The organism is Sphingomonas longa, from assembly GCF_016892685.1.
Classification (GTDB): Bacteria; Pseudomonadota; Alphaproteobacteria; order Sphingomonadales; family Sphingomonadaceae; genus Sphingomonas; species Sphingomonas longa.
Genome location: NZ_JAFEMC010000001.1, coordinates 353817 through 378476 on the forward strand (window position 1 = coordinate 353817; position 24660 = coordinate 378476).

Annotated in this window: 22 protein-coding genes; 5 read left to right on the plus strand and 17 right to left on the minus strand. The window is 66.5% G+C overall.

Going from position 1 to position 24660, the window contains the following annotated elements; all coding sequences use genetic code 11:
• Window positions 1-8: 8 nt before the first annotated feature.
• The 4 genes from ILT43_RS01710 to ILT43_RS01725 form a co-directional block, all read right to left on the minus strand.
• The gene (locus ILT43_RS01710) at window positions 9-1295 is read right to left on the minus strand and encodes an MFS transporter (RefSeq protein ID WP_204193587.1); all 1287 of its coding nucleotides are present in this window, start codon (window positions 1293-1295) and stop codon (window positions 9-11) included.
• On the minus strand, window positions 1292-3409 hold the full coding sequence (locus ILT43_RS01715) for a M3 family metallopeptidase (protein WP_204193589.1): 2118 nt from the start codon (window positions 3407-3409) through the stop codon (window positions 1292-1294). Before ILT43_RS01715 ends, ILT43_RS01710 begins: the two co-directional genes overlap by 4 nt.
• Window positions 3410-3499: 90 nt before the next feature.
• A complete protein-coding gene (locus ILT43_RS01720) occupies window positions 3500-3685 on the minus strand; it encodes a hypothetical protein (RefSeq protein ID WP_204193591.1) in 186 nt (61 codons plus the stop codon).
• Window positions 3686-3688: 3 nt separating this feature from the next.
• On the minus strand, window positions 3689-4435 hold the full coding sequence (locus tag ILT43_RS01725) for a Crp/Fnr family transcriptional regulator (protein ID WP_204193593.1): 747 nt from the start codon (window positions 4433-4435) through the stop codon (window positions 3689-3691).
• 86 nt (window positions 4436-4521) lie between these two features.
• Here ILT43_RS01725 and gntA point away from each other — a divergent pair, with 86 nt between their 5' ends.
• Both gntA and ILT43_RS01735 read left to right on the plus strand, forming a co-directional pair.
• Complete coding sequence (gene gntA, locus ILT43_RS01730; protein WP_204193595.1) at window positions 4522-5220, plus strand: guanitoxin biosynthesis heme-dependent pre-guanitoxin N-hydroxylase GntA; 699 nt, start codon at window positions 4522-4524, stop codon at window positions 5218-5220.
• Window positions 5213-5794 carry a DUF1989 domain-containing protein gene (locus ILT43_RS01735; protein WP_204193597.1) on the plus strand — a complete coding sequence of 194 codons (582 nt, stop codon included), beginning with the start codon at window positions 5213-5215 and terminating at the stop codon, window positions 5792-5794. Before gntA ends, ILT43_RS01735 begins: the two co-directional genes overlap by 8 nt.
• Before the next feature lie 38 nt (window positions 5795-5832).
• On the opposite strand, the gene rimM is transcribed toward ILT43_RS01735, so the two are convergent.
• From rimM to ILT43_RS01760, 5 genes are all read right to left on the minus strand, one after another.
• Entirely contained in the window at window positions 5833-6321 is a 489-nt protein-coding gene (rimM, locus tag ILT43_RS01740) for a ribosome maturation factor RimM (RefSeq protein WP_204193599.1), read from the minus strand.
• The gene (locus tag ILT43_RS01745; protein WP_204193600.1) at window positions 6299-6442 is read right to left on the minus strand and encodes a hypothetical protein; all 144 of its coding nucleotides are present in this window, start codon (window positions 6440-6442) and stop codon (window positions 6299-6301) included. The genes rimM and ILT43_RS01745 overlap by 23 nt, the downstream gene beginning before the upstream one ends.
• 54 nt (window positions 6443-6496) lie before the next feature.
• On the minus strand, window positions 6497-6940 hold the full coding sequence (rpsP, locus tag ILT43_RS01750) for a 30S ribosomal protein S16 (protein ID WP_204193608.1): 444 nt from the start codon (window positions 6938-6940) through the stop codon (window positions 6497-6499).
• Window positions 6941-7031: 91 nt separating this feature from the next.
• Window positions 7032-8537 carry a signal recognition particle protein gene (gene ffh, locus ILT43_RS01755; RefSeq protein ID WP_204193610.1) on the minus strand — a complete coding sequence of 502 codons (1506 nt, stop codon included), beginning with the start codon at window positions 8535-8537 and terminating at the stop codon, window positions 7032-7034.
• Between the two features lie 215 nt (window positions 8538-8752).
• On the minus strand, window positions 8753-9328 hold the full coding sequence (locus ILT43_RS01760; protein ID WP_204193612.1) for a DUF924 family protein: 576 nt from the start codon (window positions 9326-9328) through the stop codon (window positions 8753-8755).
• On the opposite strand from ILT43_RS01760, the gene mtaB reads away from it, so the two are divergent.
• From mtaB to ILT43_RS01775, 3 genes are all read left to right on the plus strand, one after another.
• A complete protein-coding gene (mtaB, locus tag ILT43_RS01765; protein WP_204193614.1) occupies window positions 9327-10520 on the plus strand; it encodes a tRNA (N(6)-L-threonylcarbamoyladenosine(37)-C(2))-methylthiotransferase MtaB in 1194 nt (397 codons plus the stop codon). The genes ILT43_RS01760 and mtaB overlap by 2 nt on opposite strands.
• Window positions 10517-11443 (plus strand): signal recognition particle-docking protein FtsY, encoded by a 927-nt coding sequence (gene ftsY, locus ILT43_RS01770; protein WP_204193616.1) that lies wholly within the window; start codon window positions 10517-10519, stop codon window positions 11441-11443. The genes mtaB and ftsY overlap by 4 nt, the downstream gene beginning before the upstream one ends.
• A gap of 83 nt (window positions 11444-11526) precedes the next feature.
• Window positions 11527-12171 carry an inner membrane-spanning protein YciB gene (locus ILT43_RS01775; RefSeq protein ID WP_239473956.1) on the plus strand — a complete coding sequence of 215 codons (645 nt, stop codon included), beginning with the start codon at window positions 11527-11529 and terminating at the stop codon, window positions 12169-12171.
• 504 nt (window positions 12172-12675) lie between these two features.
• On the opposite strand, the gene ILT43_RS01780 is transcribed toward ILT43_RS01775, so the two are convergent.
• From ILT43_RS01780 to ILT43_RS01815, 8 genes are read right to left on the minus strand one after another with little or no spacing between them, the layout of a single operon-like run.
• Complete coding sequence (locus ILT43_RS01780; protein ID WP_204193620.1) at window positions 12676-13242, minus strand: hypothetical protein; 567 nt, start codon at window positions 13240-13242, stop codon at window positions 12676-12678.
• Between the two features lie 45 nt (window positions 13243-13287).
• A complete protein-coding gene (tssM, locus tag ILT43_RS01785; protein WP_204193625.1) occupies window positions 13288-16725 on the minus strand; it encodes a type VI secretion system membrane subunit TssM in 3438 nt (1145 codons plus the stop codon).
• 13 nt (window positions 16726-16738) lie between these two features.
• Window positions 16739-18247, minus strand: a complete 1509-nt coding sequence (gene icmH / locus ILT43_RS19645; RefSeq protein ID WP_204193630.1) for a type IVB secretion system protein IcmH/DotU — start codon at window positions 18245-18247, stop codon at window positions 16739-16741.
• A 40-nt stretch (window positions 18248-18287) separates the two neighbouring features.
• On the minus strand, window positions 18288-19631 hold the full coding sequence (tssK, locus tag ILT43_RS01795; RefSeq protein WP_204193636.1) for a type VI secretion system baseplate subunit TssK: 1344 nt from the start codon (window positions 19629-19631) through the stop codon (window positions 18288-18290).
• Between the two features lie 37 nt (window positions 19632-19668).
• Entirely contained in the window at window positions 19669-21519 is a 1851-nt protein-coding gene (gene tagH / locus ILT43_RS01800) for a type VI secretion system-associated FHA domain protein TagH (RefSeq protein WP_204193638.1), read from the minus strand.
• A 25-nt stretch (window positions 21520-21544) separates the two neighbouring features.
• A complete protein-coding gene (locus ILT43_RS01805) occupies window positions 21545-22177 on the minus strand; it encodes a DUF6931 family protein (protein WP_204193640.1) in 633 nt (210 codons plus the stop codon).
• On the minus strand, window positions 22177-24093 hold the full coding sequence (locus ILT43_RS01810) for a type VI secretion system Vgr family protein (RefSeq protein WP_204193648.1): 1917 nt from the start codon (window positions 24091-24093) through the stop codon (window positions 22177-22179). The genes ILT43_RS01805 and ILT43_RS01810 overlap by 1 nt, the downstream gene beginning before the upstream one ends.
• Window positions 24094-24147: 54 nt before the next feature.
• A complete protein-coding gene (locus ILT43_RS01815; RefSeq protein WP_204193650.1) occupies window positions 24148-24618 on the minus strand; it encodes an Hcp family type VI secretion system effector in 471 nt (156 codons plus the stop codon).
• Between the last annotated feature and the right edge of the window lie 42 nt (window positions 24619-24660).

The window sequence follows — 24660 nt, forward strand, 5'->3', positions numbered from 1 at the left end:
CCCGCGGATCAATCCTCCATGATCTGGCTGTGTTTGCTGGTGTCCTTCATCCGCCAGTACACGATCAGCGACACCCCGATCATCCCCGCGACATACCAGTAGAAGGCGCGCTCCGCCCCCTCCCCCTTCAGCCACAGTGCGACATATTCCGCGGTGCCGCCGAAGATCGTGTTCGCCAACGCATAGGGCAGCGCCACACCCAGCGCGCGGACATGCGCCGGAAACAGCTCCGCCTTCACCACCGCGTTGATCGACGTATAGCCGCTGACGATCACCAGCGCCGTCATCACCAGCGCCCACGCCGCCAGCGGACTGCGCACCGTCTCCAGCGCGGTGAACAGCGGCACCGTCGCGATCAGCCCGGCGATCCCGAACCCGATCATCAGCGGCTTGCGCCCGATCCGGTCGGACAGCGCCCCCGCCGCCGGCTGCAACAGTGCATACAGCGCCAGCGCCGCCGTCATGATCCCCGTCGCCGTCTCGCGGCTGAAGCCCGACGTATTGACGAGGAACTTCTGCATGTACGTCGTGTACGCATAGAAGGCGAGCGTCCCGCCCGCGGTCAGCAGCAGCACCGTCGCCGCCTCGCGCGGATGCTCCCTGAACAACAGCCAGCCACTGGACTTGGGCTTGTCGCGCGCATTCTCGAACGACTGCGTCTCGGCCAGACCGCGACGGATGCGAAATACCACGATCGCCAGCAGGCCACCGATCGCGAACGGGATGCGCCATCCCCACGCCTCCAGCTCCGCCTCGGACAGCACGCCCTGCAACAGCAACAGCGTACCGAGCGCCAGCAACTGCCCCGCGATCAGCGTCACATACTGGAACGACGAGAAGAACCCCCGCCGCGACTTGCCCGCCATTTCGGACAGGTACACCGCGCTCGCGCCATATTCGCCGCCGACCGACAGGCCCTGCATCAGCCGCGCCAGCACCAGCAGCGCCGGTGCTCCCCAGCCGATCGTCGCATAGCCCGGGCACACCGCGATCAGGAACGCGCCCGCACACATCAACGTCACCGACAGCGTCAGCCCCGCCTTGCGCCCGTGCCGGTCGGCATAGATGCCCATGATCCACGCGCCGATCGGCCGCATCACGAACCCGACCGCGAACACCGCCGCGGTGTTCAGCAGCTGCGCGGTCGGATCGCCCTTCGGGAAGAACACCGGCGCGAAATACAGGCCGAATGCCGAATACACGTACCAGTCGAACCATTCGACCAGATTGCCCGCCGATCCGCCCAGGATCGATTTCAGCCGGCCGCCCTTGTCGCTGTCTCCGGCCGCGCTCACTTCGCGAAGCCGCGCTTGACCAGCAGCGCCTTGATGTCCGGGTCACGACCGCGGAACTGACGATATGCCTCCGCGCGATCCGTCTCGTTACCGGTCGACAGCAGGATCGTCGCGAACTTGTCGGCGGTCGCCTTGTCCCACGGGCTGCCCGCCTCCTCGAACGCCGCGAACGTATCCGCGTCCATCGTCTCCGACCACAAATAGCTGTAATAGCCCGCGGAATAGGCGTCGGACGAGAACAGATGATTGAACTGCGGCAGGCGGTGCCGCATCACCAGCTGCTTCGGCATGCCCAATTCCGCCAGCGTCTCGCGCTCGAACCGGTCGGGGTCGATCACGCCGTTCGCCACCGTATGCAGCTTCATGTCGACGATCGCCGACGACAGGTAGCTGGTCGTCGCATAGCCCTGGTTGAACGTCTTGGACGCCTCGATTTTGTCGAGCAGCGCCTGCGGCATCGCCGCCTTGGTCTGGTAATGCCGCGCATATTTGTCGAGCACGTCGCGCGTCAGCAGCCAATGCTCGTTCACCTGGCTGGGGAACTCCACAAAATCGCGGGGCGTCCCAGCCAGTCCGGGATAGGCTACGTTCTGCAACATCGCGTGGATCGCGTGGCCGAATTCGTGAAACAGCGTCTGCGCATCGTCCAGGCTGATGAGCACCGGCTCACCCGGTGCGGGCTTGGCGAAATTGTTGTTGTTCGACGACAGCACCGTTTGCGCCGGCGGCAGGTTGCGCTGCCCGCGATACGTGTTCGCCCACGCACCCGACCGCTTGCCCGTGCGCGCGAAATCGTCGCGGTAGAACAGGCCGACCTCCTTGCCGGCGCGCGTCACATGCCACACGCGCATGTTCGGCTCGAACACCGGCACCGTGCCCGTGATCTCCTTGAACTCCAGCCCATACAGCCGGTTGGCGGCGTAGAGCGAACCCTGGATGATGTTGTTCAGCTCGAAATACGGCTTCAGCTGCGCCTGATCGAGGTCGTAGCGCGCCTTGCGGACCTTCTCCTGATAATAGGCATAATCCCACGGCTCGATCGTCAGCTTCTGACCTTCCCGATCGGCAATCGCCTGCATGTCGCGGACCTCTTCCGCGACGCGCGCCTTCGCGAACGGCCAGACCCGCATCATCAGCGCCATCGCCGCAGTGGGCGTCTTCGCCATCGTGTCCTGCATCCGCCAGTCGGCATGCGTCTTGAACCCGAGCAGATGCGCGCGGTCGGCACGAAGCTTCAGGATGCGGGCGATCGTCGCGTTCGTGTCGTTCGCGTCGCCATTGTCGCCGCGCATCATGAACGCGCGCCATACCGTCTCGCGCAGGGCACGGTCGCTGGCGAAAGTCAGCACCGGATCGACCGCGGAGCGGGTGTTGACGATCGCCCAGCCCGGCTGCTGTCGCTCCGCCGCCGCGGCCTTGGCCACCGCCTTGACGCTGTCCGGGAGTCCGGCGAGCTGCGCTTCGTCCGTCACGGTGATCGCGGTGCCCTCGTCCGCGAGCAGTTTGTTGGAGAAGTCGCTGAACGCCCCCGCAAGTTGCTGGTTGTACTCGGATAGCTGCGTCTTCTGCGCCGCGTTCAGCTTCGCACCTTGCCGCACGAAGCTGTCATAGGTGCGCGTCACCAGCCGCTGCTGCTGCGCATTCAGCTTCGATCGACCCGCGTAGATCGCCTCGATCCGCGCGAACAGCTTCGGATCGAACGTGATCGCATCCTGCGCTGCCGACAGCTTCGGCGACCATGTCTTCTCCAGCGCCTGATACGCTGGCGTGTTCATGTTGCTGGTCATCACCCCGAACAGCGTGCCGACCCGCTGCAATCGCACACCGGCCAACTGCATGGGCAGGAACGTGTTGGCGAAGGTCGGTGGCTCGGGATTGTCTGCGATCCGGCGATACTCGGCGGCGCGCTCGTCCAGCGCGGCGGCGAACGCGGCCGGGAACAGACCCGGCTTGACCTTATCCCATGGCGGCACTCCGCCGTAAGGCCCGGTCCAGTCGGCGAGCAGTGGATTGCTCTCCGCCGGTCGCACCACGCTGCCCTGAGCGGCAAGCGGGTCGGCAGCGAGAATGGTCACGAGCGCCGTAAGCGACGCGGCGAGCAGCAAATTACGCAATGGAGACTCCCGTTCAATCCCGGACATCATAGCCGGGATGAACGATCCGTCACCCGTTCAATTCGGTTTCGCTGGCAGCACGCGTACCTGTCACTCGGATGGTGGAGCCGGATCCTGCGTCGCCGCGATGGCCGCAGCGGCAATCAGTCGGCGGCCGGTTTCCTCCGCACACGCTGGCGTCATCGCCACGGCAATGGCGTCGGGGCCATCCAGCAGGACCACCCCATATTCCGCGCTTGCGACGCCGGGTTCGGACAGGGGGGTCAGCGAAGCCATGGGTCAGTCCTTCCGGAGGTCGTCTGGGAAAAGATAGGCGGGGTCGAACTCGCCCAAGGTGGCAAGCGCGCGGCGATCGAGGATCTCCACGATGCCGTTGCGGAACACCAGCATACCACGTTCCCGCAACGACCGCAGGACGCGATTGACGTGTACACCGGTCAATCCGCACGCTTCCGCCAGATCGGCTTGCTTGAGCGGCAGCGGGAAGCGTCCGTCCGATGCCAGCCCGACCATCTCCAGCCGGACGTTCAGCTCGCACATCAAATGCGCGACCCTTCCCTCTGCGCCGAGCCGCCCCAGCCGGAAGATCCATTCGCGATGCATCGCCGCGTCGAGCAGGGTCGAGAACCAGAGCATCCGCGTCAGGTTCGGCCGGCCCTCCATGACCTTGGCGAGCGCGGCATGCGGCCACGATGCGACCTTCACCGGCCCCAGCGTCGCGATGTCGTGGTCGAGCATTTCCATCGGAAACCCGTGCAAGTCCACGAAATCGCCCGGAACATGGATGGCGACGAGCTGCCTTAGCCCTTCGCGGTCGTCCATGTACCGACAGATGAATCCTTCCAGCAGCATCGTGCTGACCGTCACGCGCTCCCCCGCCGTGATCATCAGCGTGCGCGCCGGCAGGCTCCGCACGGTCTGAACCGATCCTTCCAGCGCCGCGATGTCGTCGGCCGTCAATTGGGAACGCCGCCGTCCCATCAGGAACCGGCCCGTAATGGTCTCGGTCCCTGTCACCTCCGCCATGCGTCACTCCGTGCATTCATGTTGATTGGGATCAACGTGACCGACTTTGATGCAACATTGCAAGAGGTTCGGGTGTTCCGGGCGACATGCATCATATCGCCTATGACAACGATCACGTGCTCGCGCGTGCTTTTGTCGACACCGTCGAACACGCGTCCTTCCCCTGCGTCGGAGCGAAGTCCGCGCTGAGCCGCGGACAGATGGACATTCTGGTCGCCCGCAATCTCACTTCCGCTTGGGACGACCTCCGCATCCTGCCTGCTCTCGCCAAGACCGTGGGCAAATATCACGCGGACCGCGCCTTGTTTCGGACGCTGGTGGTCCTGTTCGAGGGGCCGGAAGACCTGTCCGAGGAAGTTTTCGAGCGGCACCTTTGGGCTCGCGCCCAGTCGCTGTCGGATAAGGACGAATGGCTCGGCTATCGTCCCGCGCCCGAGGTGTCGTCGGACCCCGACGATCCGCATTTCTCGCTGAGTTTCGCCGGGGAGGCGTTCTTCGTCGTCGGCCTGCATCCGAACGCAAGCCGCCCTGCCCGCCGTTTCCAGACGCCGGCGATGGTCTTCAACCTGCACGACCAGTTCGAGGTGTTGCGCGCCCAGCAGCGCTACGAGAAACTGCGGGCGGCGATCGTCGCGCGGGACGTCGCCGTTGCCGGGTCGCCGAACCCGATGCTCGCCCGCCACGGCGAGATCAGCGAGGCGAGGCAATATAGCGGTCGAGTAGTCGGTCCGGAGTGGAAATGCCCGTTCAGCCGCACCTCGTCGGGTGTCGACGCCCATGGTTGAGACGATCCCGCCACGCTCGGGCACGGCGTTCACGCTCGATCGCGGACAGACTCTGACGGTGATCGACCCGGAGGGAAAGCAGGTCGCGGACCTGCTGGCGTTCTCGCGCAACGACCTGCGGGAAGTCATCTCGTCCGGCCGCACGCTGGATTACGCCAGCCGCCTGTACCTGACGACGGGCGATCCACTCTATTCCAACCGTAGCAACGTCATGCTGCGGATCGTCGAGGACACGGTCGGCCGCCACGATTTTCTGCTGACACCCTGTTCGAAGGACACGTTCCGGATCATCTACGGCGACACCGACCCGCACCGCGGCTGCTTCGGCAACCTCGCCGCGGCGTTTGCGCCCTACGGTGTCACGGAGGACGACATTCCGGTCGCGTTCAACTGCTTCATGAACGTGCCGATCGACGGCCTCACCGGCAGCTTCACCGTCGAACCACCGCTCAGCGGCCCCGGCGATCACATCCGCTTCACGGCGGAAATGGACCTGATTATCGGACTCACCGCGTGCTCCGCACTGCAATCCAATGGCGGCGCGTTCAAGCCGATCCAGTACCGGATCGATTGACGACGGCCTGTTCCTCGCTCCGGCGAGGAACACTCGTCCTACTCAACGAACACCGGATCGATCACCAGCCCGGCGGCGGACCATTCCGGCACCGCCTCCGGCCGCATCGGCACCATGAAACGCTTGCCGGTCGGTCGCTCGACCTCGATCACGTCGCCCGCCCCGAAATTATCGATCGCAACGACCGTGCCGAGCGGCTCACCTGCGGTCGTGACCGCGGGCAGGCCGAGCAGGTCGGCGTGATAATACTCCCCCTCCCCCAACGGCGGCAGCGCCGACCGGGGAACGGAGAGCGTAGTACCGCGCAACGCCTCTGCGGCGGTACGGTCGCGCACTTCCGAAAAGCGCGCGATCGCGCCGTTGCTACCGGTACGGAGCGATGTCAGCGTCAGCGCGCCGTCGTTGAAGCTCTTGTGCGGGGACAAATCCTCCGCAAACACCTTCAACCGCACTTCGCCCGCAATGCCGTGCGCGCCGACGACCGCGGCGAGCACGACACCAGCGTCATCCTTGGGGTGAGCCATCATCCTCCGCGGGGTCGGCATCGGCGCCCTCCGCCGGATCGGTCGTCGACACGCCCTGGTTAGTCGCGTCTTCGGCGTCGTCCGGCGCGGTGCGCGGGTCTGGGTTCAGATCCGGGGTCATCATGCACTCCTTGAACGGTTAGCCCATGGGAAACGAACGACGACCCCGATCCGCTGCTCAGGCGGCGGTCTCTTCGGTCGCAGCGTCGTCACCGGCTGGCGCGTCGGCGGCCGGCTCCTCGGCGGCGGGAGCGGCGGCGGCGGCCGCAGCGGCCTCCTCCTGCGCCTTCAGCTTCTCGGCACGCTCCTCGGCGCGCTCCGTCGCCTTCTCGCCCGGCTTGCCCTTGTTCGGGTTGGTGCGGGCGGCGCGCTCACGAACGCCGGCGGCGTCCAGGAAGCGGGCGACGCGATCGGTCGGCTGCGCACCGACCGACAGCCAATGCTTCGCACGATCCGCGTCGAGCACGATGCGCTGCTCCGAATCCTTGGCGAGCAACGGGTTGTAGTTCCCGATCTTCTCGATGAACTTGCCGTCCCGCGGGCTACGTGCGTCCGCGACGACGATGCGGTAGTACGGGCGCTTCTTGGAGCCGCCACGCGACAGACGGATGCTAAGTGCCATGATAACTGTTCCTTGCTTTTGATCTTCGCCACGATCGACATCGGGGCATTATGGTTGGTGAAGCGCCTCCGCCGCTGACGGCTTCGGCAGGTTATTTCTTCTTCAGGAAATTCTCGAAGCCGGGCGGGAGCTTCGGCATCTCGCCGGGGCCACCCAGACCGGGCAGTCCGCCCGGCAGACCGCCGCCCGGTCCGCCCGCCTTGGCCATCATCTCGCCCATGTCGGCCCCGCCCAGTGCGTTGCCGAGACCGCCGAGACCGCCCTTGCCGAGCATCGCCATCATTCCCTTCAGGCCGCCCATCTTCTTGATCTTCTTCATGGCGGTGGCCATTTCCTGATGCATCTTCAGGAGCTTGTTGACCTCCTGCACCGTGGTGCCGGAACCCTTGGCGATGCGGATCTTGCGCTTGGCGTTGATGAGCTCAGGCTTCGTCCGCTCTTTAGGCGTCATCGACCCGATCATCGCGTCCATCCGCACCAGCACCTTGTCGCTGCCCGGCGTCGCGGCCATTGCCGCCTGCGCCTTTTTCATGCCGGGCATCATGCCCGCCAGCGCACCGAGACCACCCATCCGCGCCATCTGCGCCAGCTGGGCACGCAGGTCGTTCATGTCGAACTGACCCTTGGCCATCTTCATGGCCATACGCTCGGCGTCTTCGGCCTGGATCGACTCCGCGGCGCGCTCGACCAGCGACACGACATCGCCCATGCCGAGGATGCGGCCGGCGACGCGTTCCGGGTGGAAGGCCTCCAGCGCATCCAGCTTCTCGCCGGTGCCCGCGAACTTGATTGGCTTGCCGGTGACGGCCCGCATTGACAGCGCCGCGCCGCCACGCGCATCGCCGTCCATACGAGTCAGCACGACGCCGGTCAGCGGCACCTGATCGGAGAAGTTCTGTGCAACGTTGACCGCGTCCTGACCGGTCAGCGCATCCACGACGAGCAGGATTTCCTGCGGACGCGCAATGTCGGCGACCGCCTTCATCTCGTCCATCAGCGCCTGATCGACATGCAGACGCCCGGCGGTGTCGAGCATCAGGACGTCATAGCCCTGAAGCTTCGCCGCCTGCATCGCGCGCCGTGCGATCTCCACCGGCTGCTGCCCCGGCACGATTGGCAGCGTCGCGACCTCGACCTGCGTACCGAGCGTCGCCAGCTGTTCCTGCGCATTCGGGCGATTGACGTCAAGCGACGCCATCAGCACCTTCTTGCGCTCGCGGCCGGTGAGACGCTTGGCGATCTTCGCGGTCGTGGTCGTCTTGCCCGAGCCCTGAAGCCCGACCATCATCACGACCGCCGGCGGGGTCACGTCGAGCAGCAACTCGCTCTCGTCCGCACCCAGCATCGCAACCAGCGCGTCGTTGACGATCTTGACGACCTGCTGACCCGGCGTGACCGAGCGCAGCACGTTCTGGCCGATCGCCTGTTCGGTGACGCCATCGACGAACTGGCGCGCGACGGGCAGCGCCACGTCGGCTTCGAGGAGCGCGACGCGCACCTCACGCATGGCCGCCCGCACGTCCGCCTCGGTCAGCGCACCGCGACCGCGCAGGCGATCGAAGACGCCACCAAGCCGGTCGCTCAGACTTTCAAACATGCGTACCCAGCCTCCTCATGCCACCCCAAGCAAAAAGCGCCGGCGGGCGAAACCTCGCCGGCCAGCGCGCATCGGGTGGATGCGTGTATTTCAGTGTCCGACGGATCGGACGTTGGCGGGACCTAGCGGGGTGGGGATGGAAAGGCAAGTGTCGTGGCTCTGCCGTCCCGCGCGGATTATCGTCGCCCGGTCCAGCGATGCAGCGGCATATAGACCTACCAACCCCCACCCGTCTCCTCCAACCAAGCTTTCTCCTCCGCCGTCGTATCCCGTCCCAACGCCGCATTTCGCCCCGGAAACCGCCCAAACCGCTCAAACACCGCATGATGATCGCGCGCGAACGCCAGATTCGTCTCGATCCCCAACGCCTCGAACTTCTCCACGCACAGCCGCTGGAGCGATCCGTCCTCCGCGTGCATCAGCGGCATGTACAGGAACACCCGCTGCTCCGCCGACAGCCGCCGGTCGTAGCCGCGATCGATCGCCTCCAGCGTCAGCGCCGCCGCCAGATCGTCGGCGGCAAACGCGTCCGCACTGCCGCGGTGGATATTGCGCGAGAACTGGTCCAGCAGGATGATCGCCGCCAGCATCGTCTCCGGCTCGTCGCGCCACCCGCCCGCATGCCCGGCCAACACCGTATCGCGCCAGCCGCCGAACCGCTCGGCGATGTCGCGATCACGCTCCGCGTCCTTGGCGAACTGCTGCTCCTGCGAAAGCCCGAACCAATAGTCGAGCACGGCCTGCGCCTGCTCATGGACTTGCGTCGCGCCGGCCACTAGATCGCCCATCATGTCTCTCCCCGAGCCGGAGGTCGTCAGCCTCGGCTGCCGCCTCAACATAGCCGAGAGCGAAACGATCCGAACATTGGTCGCCCACCGCGACACAGTGGTCGTGAACAGCTGTGCTGTGACCAACGAGGCGGTGAAGCAGACCCGCGCCGCGATCCGTCGCGCGCGCCGCGACCGTCCCGGTGCGCAGATCGTCGTGACCGGCTGCGCTGCAACGATCGATCCCGCGAGCTTCGCCGCGATGCCGGAGGTCACGCGCGTCGTCGCCAACGATGTGAAGTTGCGCCCGGAGAGCTGGGGTGGAACGGCCGCCGCGCCGACCGTCTTCGCCGGCCACGCCCGCGCCTTCGTGGAGGTTCAGAACGGCTGCGACCATAGCTGCACCTTCTGCATCATCCCGCAGGGGCGCGGCGCCAGCCGGTCGATTCCGGCCGGCGCCGTCGTGGATCGTATCGCGATGCTGGTCGACGCGGGTCACCGGGAAGTGGTCCTGACCGGTGTCGACCTGACCAGCTATGGTCCCGACCTGCCCGGCGCGCCGACGCTGGGGATGCTGGTCGAGCGTATCCTGCGCCATGTGCCGACACTCCGGCGTCTGCGCCTGTCGTCCCTCGACTCCGTCGAGATCGACCCGCGGCTGTTCGAGATCGTGACAGGCGAGCCGCGTGTGATGCCGCATCTGCACCTCTCGCTACAGGCGGGCAACGACCTGATCCTGAAGCGCATGAAGCGCCGCCATTCCCGCGCACAATCAGTCGCACTGGTCGAGCGGCTCAAATCCAGCCGCCCCGACATTGCGATCGGCGCCGACCTGATCGCCGGCTTCCCGACCGAAGACGACGCGATGTTCGCGGATACGCTGGCACTGATCGCGGATTGCGACATCGTCTACGGCCACATCTTTCCCTATTCGCCACGCACCGGCACCCCCGCAGCGCGCATGCCGCAGGTCGCGCCGGAGGTCCGCCGCGACCGGGCGGCGCGGCTGCGCGCTGCGGCGGCGACCCGCAAGGCGGCGTGGCTCGCGAACGCGGTCGGCACCGTGCAGGACGTCCTTATCGAGCGTCCGGGCGACCGCGGCCACACCGCCCATTTCGCGGAGGTCCGCCTCCCGTCCCCCTCGGAACCCGGCAGCATCCGGCGCGTCGCGATTACCGGCGCTACCGACACCCATCTCATCGGAACGGCAGAATGAGCACTTGGCACGAGAAGCTGTTGGGCGGCTTCAAGCGGACATCGGACCGGCTGGTCGGCAATCTCGCCGGCCTCGGCGGCGCGCGGCTCGACGATGCCACGCTGGATGATATCGAGGAGGCGCTGATCGCGTCCGATCTCGGCCCGCAGACCGCCGGCCAGATCCGCGAGCGCCTCGCGGAGGGCAGTTTCGAGCGAAACATGGAGGAACTCGGCATCCGCCTCGTCGTCGCCGAGGAGGTCGAGAAGACGCTGGCGAAAGTCGCCATCCCGCTGGAGGTGACCGCTTTTCCACGACCGCAGGTGATGCTGGTGATCGGCGTCAACGGATCGGGCAAGACCACCACGATCGCCAAGCTGGCGCATCTGCTGATGGAGCAGGATTACGGCGTCATGCTCGCCGCCGGCGACACCTTCCGCGCGGCCGCGATCGGTCAGTTGCGGACCTGGGCGGACCGCGTCGGCGTGCCGATCGTCACCGGCAAGGAAGGCGGCGACGCGGCGGGCATCGTGTTCGAAGCAGTGAAGCAGGCGACCGCGACCGGGATCGACGTGCTGATCGTCGACACCGCCGGCCGTCTCCAGAACAAGCGCGAACTGATGGACGAACTTGCCAAGATCCGCCGCGTGCTGGGCCGGCTCAACCCCGCCTCCCCGCATGACGTGGTGCTGGTGCTGGACGCGACGACGGGACAGAACGCCCTCAATCAGATCGAGGTGTTCAAGGATGTTGCCGGCGTCACCGGCCTCGTCATGACCAAGCTGGACGGCACCGCGCGCGGCGGCGTGCTGGTCGCGGCGGCGGAAAAATACGGCCTGCCGATCCACGCGATCGGCGTAGGCGAGGGCATGACCGACCTCCGCCCCTTCGATGCGAACGAGGTCAGCCGCATCATCGCCGGTGTCGAAGGAGCGCGGAAGTGAACAATGGTCGGTTCTCGCACTCCGCCATGAACGACAACGGGGCCGGGGCCACGATCGCCAAATCCGAATCCTCGGGCCTGCGGATGGCGATCGACTACGCCCCACTGCTGGTGTTCTTCGCGATCAACTTCTTCGCACCCGCCAACCCGATGATGCGGCTGGTGGGTGCGACGACCGGGTTCCTGAACGACATGGACCGTGTCGGTGCGCTGGTCATCGCGCGCGTGATCTGCGCGACCGCGGCGTTCATCGTCGCAACGATCGCGGCGATGATCGTCTCGCGCGTGAAGCTCGGCCGCGTGTCGCCGATGCTGTGGATTTCGGGCGGGCTGGTCGTGATCTTCGGCGGCCTGACCATCTACTTCCACGACCCGCGCTTCATCCAGATGAAGCCGACGATCGTCTACGCGACCTTCGCGGGCGTGCTGGTGTTCGGGCTGGCGACGGGACGCCCCCTGCTGGAGGGGCTGCTCGGGTCCGCCTACCCCGGACTGTCGGCGCTCGGCTGGCGCAAGCTGACGCGCAACTGGGCCTGCTTCTTCGCGGGCATGGCTTGCCTGAACGAAGCAGTCTGGCGGACGACAAGCTGGGACTTCTGGGTTGGTTTTAAACTCTGGGGCGCGATCCCGCTGACGCTGGCCTTCGCCCTGGCGAACATCCCCATGCTGCTGCGCCACGGTTTACAGACCGACGGCGGCACGGCGGCCAAGGAACTGCCGCCGGAATAAGGCTCCACAGGCAACCTTTGGCGTCCAGCTAGCGCAGAACGGCAACTCCACACCGCTAGCGAACGAACAGCCTTTACACCCGCTGTCCCAAGGAATCTTTGCATCACCCGTTGTTGCGATCGCGGCGAAGCAATCAGCCGAACGCCCGACGCACTCGATACCTTCCCCGGCTCGCAACGTCGCGCCCATACGCTCCGCAAATAGCTTGCCGCGACAGTCGGGGCGGCGCAGCGCCATCGTCCCGGACGCCTCCGTCACCCGCACCTGCTGGTGCCTAATTCGCTTCAGACCTTTGCCTGTCGTGTGTCCCTGCGGAGGCGGGAACCCAGTATCGGGCTCTCGCCTTCGCCGGAGCAGATGCATGCCTGGGTGCCTGCCTTGACAATAAGAGAACCCACGGGCGAAGCGCGCCTACGGTATACCTTGAAACACGTCCCGATTGACGGTGCTCAGGGAGGCGACGCAAAGTCGGTAACTCCCGCCGCCTGTGAACGGCAGTCCGGACTACCGCGACCCGGCGATGTCGTTGCCGATAAGATCGAAGCCGTTCAGATCGCCGGTCGCGGTGGCATACATGATCGCTGCGAAAAGCTTCTCGTACCGCGTCGCGAAAGCCATACCGTCGGACTTACGCGAAGGATCGAACGCCAGTGTCTGGCCCGTGACCCGCAGCGCGCTGCCCGGCTTGAGGCCACAATGCCGCTCCAGCTCTCGGCCATAGTCGCGCAGATCCCGGTAATCCGCACGCTTCGGAAATGCCTCGATCAATCCCAGCTTCGTGACGACGGCCGTCGCTTCAGCAAGCATGCGTGGTCGCGCGAGATCATCGGCATAGGCGTCGTAAGCCGAACCCATAGCCTTGTCATCGAAGGCCACGAACTCGACGCCAGCGGCGTCGCGAATGCAGGAAAACTGCCCGGCCGACACCGCAGCATCACGCCGGATCACGATCAGCGCACCCTCCGATTCAGCTTCCCACGTCACCGACACCGCAGCGCGATCAAGCCCGCACGCGACCAGCTTGCGCGCGATGACCTCGGTCGGCGGCATCGCCGGGATGACGTCGATCATAAAACCTCTCCAGAAAGGCCGGGCCCATCGCCCGAACGCGCCCGGTCAAACCGGGCAGGACACCTTCACGAACGGGTCCACCACGAACGGATTGCTCCCCCCGAACGTCCGCACTCGGAAGTCGAAGCGCGCACCGCCCTGGGTCAGGCTGCCCGCGCCCGCCAGCGGCGAGCCGGCGGCTTTGACAGCAGCCTCCTTCATCATGCGGAACGCACCCCAGACACCGACCCAGCTTTTCACCGCCGGCGCCGCGCCGTCGATTGCGAACTCGACGGAGGCACCACCCGCGCCGGGCCAGTCGAATGTCGCGGGCACGCCGGACTTGCCGTCATAGGTCAACGACTGCCCGTCCGCCTTCAGCGTCACCGATTTCGCGCCCGATAGCGCCACCGGTTCGATCTGGTACACGAGCCGTGGCGCGTTCGGGTCCGCGGCGAAGAACGCGCGCGTGACCCTCTGCGCCGCCTGGAAGGATTGCAGCCCCGTCTCCGTCATGCCGATCTCGCTGGCATTGGGCAGCAACACCCATTCGGGCTTCGTCGTGTCGACATAACCCGCCAGTTCCTGCGTCACGAACTTGGCGAACGCGCCCTGCGGCGCGAAGAAATGGCCGAACTGCTCCAGCGAGATGTCGTTGGCCGATGCCGCGAGCAGCGGAAACGAGCGGCCGAGCACGTTGCGGCAATCCTCCCCGAAATTGCCGCTCAGCGCCGCGCCCATCTGGCTCTTGCGCGCACCGCCGAGCGCGACGTTGGCGTCGCCCGCCACCGCCTTCACCAGCACGCCCGCCGGGGCTGGCATGTTCGCGCCGCTTTGGTCGAGCTGCGCGACCAGTGCCTTCACCTCCAGGCTGGCGGCCGACCCGGTCTCGCCGCCGCCACCGGGCAGCACCGCGACCATGTTCAGCTTGTCCGCCAGCTGTCCCATGCTCGCCAGTGTAGCATCCAGCGGACCCGGCGCGCCGGGCTTGCCGACGAACAGGCGCAAGGGCTCGAACGCGCGCACCACTGCATCGCGTGGATCGTCGCTCGCGCCACCGCCGGCCAGCGCGTTGCTCGCCGCCGTGCCAGCCATCTTGCCGAACTGGCCGCCGGGCAGCTTCGGCATCTTCATCTTCGGCACCGCCGCACCCTTGCCGGCGGTGAGGTCGGTCGCCACAACGATCGCTCGCATCAGCGGCGCGATCGGTGACAGCGGCCCGGCGGCATCGCGCAGCCGCTGGATGTTCTCCGCCAGCGAAGACACCGGCCGTGGCTGCATGCCCGCCATATAGTCGCGCCACCGGGTCAGGAACTCGTCGAAATACAGCCGCTGCAAATCCTGCTTCAGCGTGCTCATCTCCTCCGGGGTCATCCCCGCCCGCGCGCCGGTATCGCCGACGACCCAGCGCTCCTCGTCGAGTAGCTTAGGTCCGCTCGACAGCATCGGCACGAACACCTCGTCGTACCCGGTGCGCGTGAACAGCTGCGGGATGCCCGCCCCCGGCGCGAACGCACCGGCGGGGGTGAAGAACATCTCCGGCTGCGGACCGGCATTCTCGCGCGCGGTCCATGTCTCCCCATCCACCAGCGCGACGCTCTTCAGCCGGCCATAGACGCGTACGGACGCGGGTTGCGAACGCAGGATCGACCGCGCCGCTTCCACCCGTGCCGTGTCCAGCGACACGGGCGCGAACGCCCCGTCGAGCAGCGCGCGCGTGTGGCGCGCGACCTCACCGGCCTGCACCTGCGCATCGGGGTCCTGCGACCGCGCCGCCCATGCCGGCTGCACCCATGCGAGCAGCGCTTCCTCAGCCTTGGGACCGCGCCCACCGAGCACGAGATAGGATTTCAGATCGTCGTAGAGCGCGGCCGGCACAGCCCGATCGGCATCGATCCGGTCCTCCGCCAGCCGCGCGAGCATCGGCGTCATCCGCCGTTGCAGGTCGCGGCCGTAGATCGCGCCGATCTCGCCCTCCAGCCGACCGCCCTGCCCCAGCCCCAGACCGAAGTCGCTCGCGGTGTCCATCTCGTCCCGCGCCTTTGCCAGCACGCCCAGTGCGGCAAGGTCCTGATCGGGCGTCGAGGTGCCGCCGCGCGACGTGCCGGCGGCGTTCGAATATGCCGCGGCGGTGGCATAGACCGTACCGATCAGCGCCTTGTTGCGGACATAGCCCCATGTCCACAGTCCAATAGCCAGCAACAGCGCCACCGCCGTCGCGACCGCGCCGCCGACATACAGCTGCCGCTGCCGCGTCTCCGCGCCCGCGTTGCGATTGGCGAGCCCCGCTTCCGGGAAGACGAGGTCGGAGAACAGCCGCTTGAGAAAGTAGCTGCGCCCGCTGCCGACGCCGTGCGCCGGTGCCATCGCCGCGACGCCCATGTTCAACAGGATGCGGTCGACCGGATTCCCGGTCTGGTTGCCCGAGGTCAGATACACGCCGCGTATTCGCGCCGCCGTATCGAACCGCGAGGTCTGGCCGAGGGCCGCGAGCAGATCGGCGATCGGCTTGCGGAGCGACGCAAGCTGCGACGGAAAGGTCGCGATCTGGCCGCGCAGGGGCAATTGCCCCTCGTTCTGCATGCGATCGACCACCCGCTCCGAGACGCTGGCGACCAGCGCGTCGAAACCGGCTAGCACGGCGGCGCTGTCGCTGCCGTCGCCCGGCGCGGTCGACCCGAACACCTGATCCGACTCCGCGTCGGTCGCGCGGGCGAAATACTCGCGAAATCCGGCAAGCAGATCGGCCTTGGTGACCAGCAGGTAGATCGGCAGCGTCTGGCCCAGCGTCTGCTGGATTTCCGCCAGCCGCGCGCGGACATGCTGCGCGTGGTCCGCCATCTTGCGCGCGTCGGCGAAATCGGGCGCGGGGATCGCCACCAGCACACCGTTCAGCGGCTGGAGCGGGCGATGCGTCTTCAGCAGGTCGAGGAAGCTCTTCCACCCCTCCGCATCGCGCGCCGCATCGATGTCCTGCGTCACGTAGCGGCCGGCGGTATCGATCAACACCGCCTCGTCGGTGAACCACCAATCGCAATCGGGCGTGTTCGGCTGTCCCCGCAGCGCCCGGTACTCGCCCGCGACGGCCGTCGGAAAACCGAGCCCGGAATTGAGCAACGCCGTCGTCTTGCCCGCGCCGGACGGACCGATGATCGCGTACCACGGCAGTTGATAGACATACGATCCGCGCCGCCCGACCTTGGTGCTGCGCAGTATCGCCAGCGCTTCGCCCAGCTTCGCGTCGAGCGCGGCACGATCCGCCTTCGGAGCGGCCAGCGCATCGACCAGCGCGGCGTTCGCGTTCGCCGCCTTGCGCCTCTGCCACCACCAGTAGAGCCCGACGCCGACGATCGGCAGCAGCGCGACGACCAGCGCCACCAATGTCTGACCGAGCGGGCGCCAGCCACCGATTGCGACCAGCGGCCCCACGAAGAACAGCAGCAGCCCGGCGAAGATCGCCCCGACGGCGCGCCAGAACCAGCGGTTCGCGAACAGTGACTTCACGCCCCCCACCCCTCTAGTTCCACGCTACATCGTTGGCGACGCGGATTTCCACGCGCCGGTTCTGCCGCCGCCCATCGGGCGTCGTGTTGCTCGCCAGCGGCTGGGCATCGGCAAGACCCGTGCTGGCGATCCGGCTGGCATCGCCCAGTCCGGCGCGTGCGATCGCCTGACCCACCGCCCGCGCCCGCGCCTCCGACAGTTCGAGGTTGGACGGGAACGCCAGCGACCGGATCTGCTGATCGTCGGTATGGCCGGCGATCTTCAACGGCCCCTTGGTCAGGTTCGCCGCCTGCGCCAGCCGACCGAAGGTAGCGCTCCACGCTCCCGACGGCTCTGCCTGTGCGCTTTCGAACAGACCCTGATTGTTCAGGCGCAGCACGATGTCGTTGCCCTCGCGCAGCACCGCCAGGCGATCGGCCTCCACATCTGGACGCAGGATCGACTGTATCTTTTCGAACGTCGGTGTGGCCGTCTCGGGCGGTGGTGCGGCCGGCGCGACGATCTGTGCGGAGCCGACCGCCTGATCCAGTGCGGTCACCGCCGCTGCGCTCTCGCTCGACAGGCGGAACAGCAGCGCCGAGAAGATCAGCAGCGCCACGACGCCAATCCCCGCCGCGATCGCCCAGAGCGGAATCCGCTGGTGATAGGCGCCGGTTGCCGCCGTCGCCCCGCGCCATTGCGGCGACAGGTCGGCCGGTGGCCGGTCGCGCATACCGCCGATCGCCGCCGCCAGCCGCTGGCGACGTTGTTGCAACAGCGATTGCCCCCGCGGATCGAGCGCCGCGCGCCCCTCGAATCCCAGCGACAGGCACTGGTACAGCAACTCCATCAGTCGCGGTTCGCGCCGCGGGTCCGCTTCCATGCGCTCGGCAAACTGGAACAAACGATCGCCGCCCTGCACGTCGTTGTGATAGGCGGCGAGCAGGCTGTGTTGCGACCACGGGCTGTTTGCGCCCCACGGGGTCGACATCACCGCATCGTCCATGAACGCGCACAGGATGTAATGCGCCAATTGCGCGGTCTTCGGATCGAGGCCCAGCGCCTGCGCCCGCTTTCCGAACGCGTCGAGTTCGCGGATCACCAACTGGCGGAGCGCGCCCAAATCGGGGCCCACCGGCATCTGCCGCAATTGGCTGGCGAGGTGGATCAGGCGACCGGCTGCCGCGACCAGCGGTTCGGGTCCATACAGGTCCGGCTCCGCTTCCGCGAAGTCCAGCCGTGCCGGGGCGCCGACGGAAGAGGGCGACGATGATGATGGCGCGTAGGCAGGCGACGCATAGGCCGATGGCGGCTCGGCCTGCGGCGGCGGCGGCACCGGCGGCACCGCACCCGCCGGCATCATGACCGTGCGGTCCTGCGGCGGCCCTCCGCCCGACGGCGGTGCGGCCGAGGCCCCCGGAAAGGGCTGAGCCGCAGCAGGCTGGCTCGGATAGGGCGACGCCGGGTTCGGGGCGTTGCCACCACCCGCCGGCCGGATGATCGTCCGCTCCGTCGGCGGCGGATCGTTGCGCTTGTCGCTCATCGCGGCCTCCCGGTCTGGACTTGGCTAGCGGCAGTCTGGATCATGACTGGCTTCCCCGGATCGCCCACATCTCCAGATCGAGATCGGGGATCTCGCCTGCGACGTGCAGCGCCACCGCGCCCGATGTCGCAACCGACTGCCATTGTTCGTGGCGGGTGTTGATCGCGAAATAGACGGTGTTCGCGCGGAACGGGATCTGGCGCGGCTCGGCTGGCATCGGGTGGATGTCGGCCCCCGGCAGCTGCCGCATCACCAGATCGCGGATATGCTCCACCGACCCCAGCTTGGCGCGGCGTGGCAGGTTCGCACGCAGCGTCTCCGTGTCGACTGTACCCCTCGCCGCCAGAATGAAGCTGGCCCCCGAAAACAGGGAGCGGTCGGTGATCTGGCCGACGCGGATGCCGTACTGGCGCAGCTCCAGCGGGATCGCGACCGCGCTCTGCTCGAACACCGCCGACAGCGAGCGGCGGAGGTCGGCCATCACCGCATCGAAGCACACGCGCAGGTCGCGATGCTGATACAGCGGCATGAAATTGGGGCGGTTGCCGGCCGCCGTCATCGTCGCGATCTCCGCCGCGAGCACGCTTAGCGCGCCGTAAAAGTCCGCCGGATGCACGCTGGGCAGAGCGGCCAGATGCTTTACCATCGCCTCGCCGCGATTGACCGCGATCAGCATCATGAAATCGGTGATATCGGCGACGCCCTTCGACCCCGGCGTCCCCAGTCGCCCTGCGATCGCCTCGCCGCGCTGGTGGAGCATTCCCTCCAGCTCGGACAGGAAGCCGCTCAGCGTCGGGCTGGCACCGGTCGCGAGCACGGTCGGGATGAAGCCATCGTCAAGCACCACAGAGTCGTCCGATCGCCGCTCGACGATGCGCGCGATCGGAATCGTGGCATAACCGCCCAATCCCTCCCCTTCATGCCGCAACGTCAGTTGCAGCCGTCCGACGTTCAGCGCCACACGCGTCGGCGCACCATAGACGGCATCGGCAGCCTCGAACTCCTCGGCCATGAAGCGCGTTTCCGCCCGGGCCGACGGGTCGAGCGCGACATCGGCGGTGCCGGGCCGGGACAACGGGATACAGAGGTGAACGTTGGTGTCGCGCAGGTCGCGGGACACCTCCAGCGGCATCGGTGCCGCCGCGCCGTCCGGAACATGGAACGGCGTGCCGTCGTCGAACACACCCGTCGCGCGTGCCAGCGCGATCTTGCCCGTCTTCAGCAGGCCGTCGTCGATCCGCAGCGAGGCCAGCCCCCATGCGTGTGATACGAGCGGCGCGACCCTCGCCTCCAGCTGTGCCGATGTAAATCGCTCGAATTGCTGGAAATGCTGCGGACGCAGGAACATGCCTTCCGACCAGACCGGCTTGTTCTCCCAGCTCACTCCACCACCCCCCACAGGTTTTCGCTTCGTCGTATTCTTACCCGGCGCCGTTCAGAAACGCCTCGTACCCCTCGCGAAACGCGACGCTCATGATGCTGTTGACGTTGGAAGTGGCATCTTTGCGCAACGCGTCGAAGACTGCCTGATACACCGTCCACGGATTAACGCCACGACCGATCCGCAGGCCCTTCTTCTCTCCGATCGCCTTTTCCATCACTCGCTGGATCTCGTCAGGCGAAAGTCGTTCGAAAACAGCGCGCAATGCGTGTTGTACGCCGGCCAGCATCGCCAGTTGGTGCTTCTTTACATCCTCGAACGCCGACCGCACCGACTCTTCGGCACCCATGAAGCCGGGCAGCGGATCACCCAGCAGCAACTTGGCGGAATCGAGTGCTGGCAGATGTTTAAGCGGATTGTTACGGCCTAGCCCAAGCTGCGTCCGCTCGACCCGAAACTCGTTCTTGAACGCCGCGCGATCCTGGATCAGATCGGACAAGCCGAGCACCACCTGTTTGTAGAGTATGCCCAGACGATGCATCGCATCGGGCGTCGTCCGCAAATCGGTCGGATCAAGCCCCGCGCCAGCGCAGAACGCCGCCCATCCCTCGCCGTCCGGTGCAGCCGCCGGAGACGTCGTGGAGGGATCGACCTGTGCCGATCCTGCTGAGCTTACTGCCCGCGACGCAGAAGCGAAGGGGTCCGATGGCGTCGACGGCGCGCGAGCCGGCGGCAAGGCGAACGGGTCGGCGGCTGCCGGTTCGATCGCTGCTGGCTCACTCGACGCGCTCGCGAACGGATCGACGTCTGCCCCGAAGCCACTGAACGGATCGATGGCTGCTGCTGCGGGCGCCGCTAGCTTGCCCGGTGTGCTGGTAAACGGATCGGCCGTTGCGCCGAAATCGGCGAACGGATCGCCTGTCGCTCGCTCCGGGTTCGCGAACGGGTCCGGCGTGCGAGCGACCGGATCGACCTGTACATCGAACCCGGCGAACGGATCGCTGTCGGCGGTGGGCGCGAAGGGATCTGCAATACGCTTGACCGGCGACGTTTGCATCGGGGGCATCGCGAACGGATCGGCCGCAGGTAAAGGTGACGGCGCAAAGCCATCCGCGCTCGGCGGGCGACCGGCCGAATGCGACGGGGGTGAAACCGCAAACGGGTCCGCTGCGGCGAAGGGGTCGCCTCTGACCGGCGCAAAAGCCTCCATACCGGCGAACGGATCGTCCGCGCGCGCGGGCGCAGCAGCGGGTGGCGCAGCCCAATCCTCCGGGATCGCGAAGTCGCTGGCCGCGGGTAAGGGAGCCGACGCCAACATCGGCCGGCTGAACGCATCGGACAGCGGCCCACCCCAGGGGTCCGCCGCTGCCACCGCTTGCGACCCCCGTGGCGGCGCGAGGAAGTCGTGCATCGCGCTGCCCAGGAACTCGTGCACCTCAGCAGCCGGCGCTCCCGTCCCCCACGGATCTGTGCCGCCGCCATCGAACCAGCTGTCGGGCTGACTGAATGCCGGCGGCGGCGGCGGCGCGGCCGCCGCGAACTGTTGCTGGAGGTTCGCGGCCAATCCAGCGGCTTCGGTCGTGATCTCGATCGCGTAATCGCCCAGCAACAGCCGATCGTTGACGCGTACGGCCACCGGCATTTGCGGCGCAATCCGCTGGCCGAGGCGATTCAGGCTCACGCCATTGGTGCTGGTGTCCACCACAAACAGGTCGAGGCCGATCACGGAGACGGTGCAGTGCGCGCGCGAGATGTGACCCGACTGGTCGGCCAGCACCCAATCGCACTTCAGCGCGTCGCGGCCAATGCGGATTTCGCCGCTATCGAGCTGGCGTCGGTCGATGAACGTGCCGGGTGGGTCCGCCTGGCGGGAGAGCAGCAAGGTCCACATGAGGTCGCGCGGTTCGTCCCGTAGTTTAGCTTCCGGCGAGGCGGTCGAGCACCGCCGCCTGCGCCTTGCGGCCGACATCGCCGTGCATCAGCGCGACCCCGATGGCAACCAGATCGGCATAGCTTACCCTACCGCGTAGCGCCGGGTCGTGCACCGTGAACAGCAACGCAGTACGCGTCGCGATCCCCGTCAGGTGTGCGGCCGGCGGCACCGGCTGCTGTCCGCGTGGTGCGATCGACGGCCCGGACCAGTGTGCCGCCATCGCCGCCCACCGCGCGGGCGCCGCCACCGCGCAGAACTCCGCTGCGGTAAAGGCACGCTCCGCCGCCTCGTCGGCCGTCGTCTGCACCCAGGCTTCGGCGGTTTCGAGCGCGACCCGCTCGGCAGCCCGATCTGCCATACCGGGGATCAGGCGGACTGCCAGGCATCCCCACCAGACGGATTGCCGACGCGGCAGCATCAGCGCCAGTGCGGCTGCGGCATCGGCCTGATCCGGCAGCGCCGTCAACGTCGCGAGCAACGCTTCCGGTCCCGTCGTCGTCGCCAGTGCGTCGAGCCCACGATCGGACAGGCCGCCATGTTCCTGCAATTCCATGCGCTGGAACCGCAGCGGCAACGTCGTCGGGACGGCCGAACGGCCAATGTCGCCGTCGCCCATCAGTTGATCATCACGATGCTGCCCTTCACGGTCATCATTCCCGACGCGGACAGTTCGGTGATCGCCGCCTTCAGCGTAGCCTGTCCGCCAGCCGATGCCGTCAGCACACCCTCCGCCTCGACGGTGATCTTTGCCGCCTTGATCGTGATGCCATCCGGTGCCAGCTTGATGCTGCTGGTACCGACGACGAGTTCGATCTCCTTCAGCGACTCATGCAGGCTTTTCTGGGTGACAGTGACGGTTTGGGTCTTCTGGACCGTCGTCTGCTGAATACCAGTGACGTCGATCTTGCGATCATTCTCGATCTTCATCGTCTGGTCGCGCTGAATCGTTTCCTTCTGATCGCGTTCGACGGTCAGGGTCTGATCCCGCTTGACCGTTCCGGTTTCATCGTTGTCGACCAGCCGCCGGTAATCGCGACCGGTGTACAGATACACCTCCTCGCCACCCGGCTTATCCTCGAACATCAACTCCTGGGTAACGCCGCCGTTCTTGTCGGTGACCGATCGCCAGCCGGTCTGCGTGACCTTGCTCTGCGGGTCGAACGGGTATTTCGCGGACGGCGTGTAGAGCGTGCCTGAAACAAACGGCATATCGGGGTCGCCGTACAGGAAATCGATCACCACGCGCGTGCCGATGCGCGGGAAGAACTGCGCGCCATGCGTTCCGCTCGCCCAGGCCTGCTGCACCGGTAGCCAGACGATATCCGGCAACGCCGTATATTCGCGGGCATGCGTCACTGCGACGGGGATGCGATTGAGGTCGTCGACCACCGCCTGCCCTTCGACGGACCCCTTCTTTGAGACGACACCGAGCACCGGTCCGGCGGCGCGACGACGTCCATGCGGCAGCGCCGGACGGAACGGTTTGCTGGCGTCCATGGCCGTAAAGCTGTTGGAGTAGATCGCGTCGCCACCTCCCACCAGCATCCAAGGATCGAAGGCGCTGTGACTGACGGAGGTCAGTACGATCCGGGCCGGCAATGGCCGGTCAGGCCATTCTGCCTTGATCCGACCACCTGCGAAGAACAAATGGTCACGCCCGCTGCCCACGATCGTTTCCGCTGCCTGTGCGTAGCCCTCCCCGTGCCGCGCGCCGCGACCGTTGACGTCGCCCGCGGCGACAGCCTCGCCGATCAGGTCTTCGTAACTGTGCGGATACACCCTGCCCCAGTCGCCAACCGCGCTCGCGCTATGGGCGAACGGCGCATCGACCTTGCGTACATCCAGGCCATGAAAGTCGTGCTTGGACGGCCGGGCGCGGTGAGTGTGAGCCAGGGATGTCAGCTTGCTGCTCTCCGAACCCGGAGTCAGCCGGATGTCGTCGCCGTCGGGCACGTCCAGGTACGATCGTGCTGCGTTACCGACATGCATCGTGTGGTGATACGCCCCGGCGGCTTCCGCATAGGTAAAGAAGTAGAAGATGCCGTCCTGCGCCAGCAAGCGCTGGAGAAACTCGAACTCCGTTTCGTCGTAACGAACGGCGTAGGTCTGCTTCGGTGGTGCCGGACTAAGACTGATGTCGGTTGCCAGACCGGGAACGTCGGCCACCATCGCGTCGAAAATCTCGAGTGCGCTCTTGTCCTGAATGAAATGCGTCGCGCGCGCATAGGCGGTCGCATGATAGGCAGGACGCACGCGAACGTGGATCCGGAACTGACCGTGGTCGGTACTGCTGATATCCGTTTCGAAGATGCGTCCGGCGAACCGGCGTTCGGCATCGTCCTCGGTGGTGATGTCCCACTCCGCCAACTGACCGATCCAACGGCGGATGTCCCCAGGCGCCTCCCGACAGACCAACTCCAGCCGATAGTCGAACGGCTCCGAGAGAGCCTCGCGACCCTCGAACCGCAAAAGCGACAGCGACGCGAGGTCGACGCCCGCCATCGCGTGCAGATTGAGCAGATGATCTGCCATAGTGAGTCCGCGAAAAGAAGCGGTGCGCCACCGGGGCGCACCGCTCCAACGGGCTTAGCCCAACTTGGCTGCGACGAGATCGTAGATCAGGTGCGTCGCCGTACCCTTGTTGTCCTCGTCCCGATCGCTGAACGACTGATCGAACTTGCCGATGTTCAGCGTCAGCGACTCATGCGGCATGTCCCCACCACTGGACACCGAGAAACCGGAGACGATGACGTCTTCCAGCTTGATGGTCAGATACGCAACGCTCTCGCCTTCCGAGGTCGCCGCGAAAGATATCTGCCCCTTCTGCACGACCGTACCTTTGAGCAGGCTCTTGAATAGCAGTTCCGACGACTTGTCGGTCACCTTGGAGAGCGAAATTTCGGAAATCGACGCCTTCGTAGCTGTCCGGTTGCCGTTACCGGCGCGGTCCACAGCGAGGCCAGCGCCCCACTGAAACGAGTTGCATTCAATCTGCTCCTTGAATGCCGCGTCCGTCGCGCTGCCCTTGATGCCGTCCAGTTCGAGATAGATCGCCATTTGATCCTCCTTGGTTCGAGATTGCCGGTCGGCGACATGCCG

Coding starts and splice junctions, on each gene's coding strand:
- ILT43_RS01720 (WP_204193591.1), bottom strand. CDS start 3,685: ATGGCTTCGCTGACCCCCCTGTCCGAACCCGGCGTCGCAAGCGCGGAA.
- ILT43_RS01725 (WP_204193593.1), bottom strand. CDS start 4,435: ATGGCGGAGGTGACAGGGACCGAGACCATTACGGGCCGGTTCCTGATG.
- gntA (WP_204193595.1), top strand. CDS start 4,522: ATGCATCATATCGCCTATGACAACGATCACGTGCTCGCGCGTGCTTTT.
- ILT43_RS01735 (WP_204193597.1), top strand. CDS start 5,213: ATGGTTGAGACGATCCCGCCACGCTCGGGCACGGCGTTCACGCTCGAT.
- rimM (WP_204193599.1), bottom strand. CDS start 6,321: ATGATGGCTCACCCCAAGGATGACGCTGGTGTCGTGCTCGCCGCGGTC.
- ILT43_RS01745 (WP_204193600.1), bottom strand. CDS start 6,442: ATGATGACCCCGGATCTGAACCCAGACCCGCGCACCGCGCCGGACGAC.
- rpsP (WP_204193608.1), bottom strand. CDS start 6,940: ATGGCACTTAGCATCCGTCTGTCGCGTGGCGGCTCCAAGAAGCGCCCG.
- ffh (WP_204193610.1), bottom strand. CDS start 8,537: ATGTTTGAAAGTCTGAGCGACCGGCTTGGTGGCGTCTTCGATCGCCTG.
- mtaB (WP_204193614.1), top strand. CDS start 9,327: ATGTCTCTCCCCGAGCCGGAGGTCGTCAGCCTCGGCTGCCGCCTCAAC.
- ILT43_RS01760 (WP_204193612.1), bottom strand. CDS start 9,328: ATGATGGGCGATCTAGTGGCCGGCGCGACGCAAGTCCATGAGCAGGCG.
- ftsY (WP_204193616.1), top strand. CDS start 10,517: ATGAGCACTTGGCACGAGAAGCTGTTGGGCGGCTTCAAGCGGACATCG.
- ILT43_RS01775 (WP_239473956.1), top strand. CDS start 11,527: ATGGCGATCGACTACGCCCCACTGCTGGTGTTCTTCGCGATCAACTTC.
- ILT43_RS01780 (WP_204193620.1), bottom strand. CDS start 13,242: ATGATCGACGTCATCCCGGCGATGCCGCCGACCGAGGTCATCGCGCGC.
- icmH (WP_204193630.1), bottom strand. CDS start 18,247: ATGAGCGACAAGCGCAACGATCCGCCGCCGACGGAGCGGACGATCATC.
- tagH (WP_204193638.1), bottom strand. CDS start 21,519: ATGTGGACCTTGCTGCTCTCCCGCCAGGCGGACCCACCCGGCACGTTC.
- ILT43_RS01805 (WP_204193640.1), bottom strand. CDS start 22,177: ATGGGCGACGGCGACATTGGCCGTTCGGCCGTCCCGACGACGTTGCCG.
- ILT43_RS01810 (WP_204193648.1), bottom strand. CDS start 24,093: ATGGCAGATCATCTGCTCAATCTGCACGCGATGGCGGGCGTCGACCTC.
- ILT43_RS01815 (WP_204193650.1), bottom strand. CDS start 24,618: ATGGCGATCTATCTCGAACTGGACGGCATCAAGGGCAGCGCGACGGAC.